The sequence below is a fragment of the Bartonella sp. AP88XZML genome (assembly GCF_042195565.1).
GTDB lineage: Bacteria > Pseudomonadota > Alphaproteobacteria > Rhizobiales > Rhizobiaceae > Bartonella.
This window is the reverse complement of sequence record NZ_JBHIOQ010000013.1, coordinates 1-2,538: the sequence shown is the minus strand read 5'-3', so window position 1 is coordinate 2,538 and position 2,538 is coordinate 1. Positions and strand designations below refer to the sequence as shown.

Below are 2,538 nucleotides of genomic sequence, written 5' to 3'. Positions count from 1 at the left end.
TGATGCAAATATCAAGAATGTGAATGCACGGATTAAAGAGGTTTCTGAAGGAGTAGCACAGGATTCTTTGGTATGGAGCAAGGATGTAAATGCCTTTGTAGCGCAGCATGGAGAAGAAAATAGTAAAACCAATAGCAAGATTAAGTATCTTTCGAATGGAGATATATCTGAAGGCTCAACCGATGCCGTGAATGGTTCACAGCTCCATTCTACGAACACAGCCCTTGCAGAATATTTTGGTGGTAATACCAAGTATGAGGAAGGCAAATGGACAGAACCTGATTTCAAAGTTGCACAATTTGATGCTGATGGCACAGAAGGTGACGAGAAGACTTATCATAATGTTGCTGCTGCTTTTGAAGGTGTTAACAGTGCTTTCACCACTCTGAATGAAGAGATTGTCGATGTAAGAGACAGTATCCTTGTTAAGCAAGAAGAAGAGGTGACGTCAAGTCGTAGTCTTCGTGCGGGGGGATCGGGTGTTATCACTATAGGTAAGGCAGCAGGCGGTACGGAAGTAAGTATTCTTAACAATGAAGGTAAGGAACGGACACTTACCGGTGTGAGTACTGGTGAACTTTCAGAAAGTTCAACGGATGCGGTTAATGGTTCGCAGCTTTTTACAACCAATAAAAATGTTACTAAGGTTGCTGAGCATACAGCGAAATATTTTGGCGGAGGCGCCAAGTATGAGAGTGAAGCGTGGACAGATCCAAGTTTCAAGGTTAAGACCGTTAAGGAAGATGGTAGTGATGTTGAAGAGCAGAGCTATGCAAGTGTTGCGGAAGCCTTTGAGGGTGTAGGTAATTCTTTCCAGAACATTCATAAAGAGATTACACAAAGCAATACGGCGGTTACTGAAAACATTAAGCAGAATGCGTTGATGTGGGGTGAGAAAGAGGGAGCTTTTGTAGCCTTGCATGGAGAAGAAAATAGCAAAAGCAACAGCAAGATTAAGTATCTTGCGAATGGAGATATTTCTAAAGACTCAAGTGATGCGGTTAATGGTTCTCAGCTTTATTCATTAGGTGATAAGGTTGCTACGTATTTTGGCGGAGGTGCCAAGTATGAGAATGGTGAATGGACCGCTCCCACTTTCAAGGTTAAGACTGTTAAGGAAGATGGCAAGGATGAAGAGAAGAGCTATACTGATGTAGCTTCCGCCTTTGAGGGTGTAGGTACTTCTATCACAAATGTAAAAAAAGAGCTTACCAAGGTCGTAGGCGATAGCTTAGTTAAACAAGATGAAAAGACGCATGTTATTAGCATTGGAGGTGAAAAAGGCGGTACAAGCATCAATATTGCAAACACTGATGGTACGAAACGTACTCTTTCCGGAGTGCATGATGGAACGGTTTCGGAAACCTCAAGTGATGCGGTTAATGGTTCACAGCTTTATTCCATGAATAAAACGGTTGCGACCTATTTCGGTGGAGGAGCTGGATATAATGAGAATGGTGAATGGACCGCTCCCACTTTCAAGGTTAAGACTGTTAAGGAAGATGGCAAGGATGAAGAGAAGAGCTATGATAATGTTGCGGATGCGTTAGCAGGAGTAGGGACGTCTTTCACGAATATTCATAACGAGATTAACAAGGAGATTAACAAAGTTGTTGGTGATAGCTTAGTTAAACAAGATGAAAAGACGCATGTTATTAGCATTGGAGGCGAAAAAAGCGGCACGAGCATCAATATTGCAAACAGTGATAATGCAGCGCGGACACTCTCAGGTGTTAAGGAAGGTGATGTTTCAAAAGCATCGACGGATGCGGTTAATGGTTCACAACTCTATTCCATGAATAAGATGTTTGCGGAGTATTTTGGTGGAGGAGCCGGCTATAATGATAAGGGAGAATGGGGTGCTCCAAGTTTCAAGCTAAAAACAGTCAACTCTGATGGAAAAGATGAAGAGAAGAGTTATGGCAATGTTGCGGATGCGTTAGCAGGAGTAGGGACGTCTTTCACGAATATTCATAACGAGATTAACAAGGAGATTAACAAAGTTGTTGGTGATAGCTTAGTTAAACAAGATGAAAAGACGCATGTTATTAGCATTGGAGGCGAAAAAAGCGGCACGAGCATCAATATTGCAAACAGTGATAATGCAGCGCGGACACTCTCAGGTGTTAAGGAAGGTGATGTTTCAAAAGCATCGACGGATGCGGTTAATGGTTCACAACTCTATTCCATGAATAAGATGTTTGCGGAGTATTTTGGTGGAGGAGCCGGCTATGATGATAAGGGAGAATGGGGTGCTCCAAGTTTCAAGCTAAAAACAGTCAACTCTGATGGAAAAGATGAAGAGAAGAGTTATGATAATGTTTCGGATGCGTTAGCAGGAGTAGGGACGTCTTTCACGAATATTCATAACGAGATTAACAAGGAGATTAACAAAGTTGTTAGTGATAGCTTAGTTAAGCAAGATGATGAGACGCATGTCATCAGCATTGGTGGTAGAAAAGGCGGTACGAGCATCAATATTGCAAACAGTGATAATGCAGCGCGGACACTCTCAGGTGTTAAGGAAGGTGATGTTTC

1 pseudogene is annotated in these 2,538 nt (G+C 42.3%); it reads left to right on the top strand.

The features are described from left to right. A pseudogene (locus tag ACFIK2_RS01170) lies at positions 1-2,538 on the top strand (hypothetical protein); the annotation flags it as partial.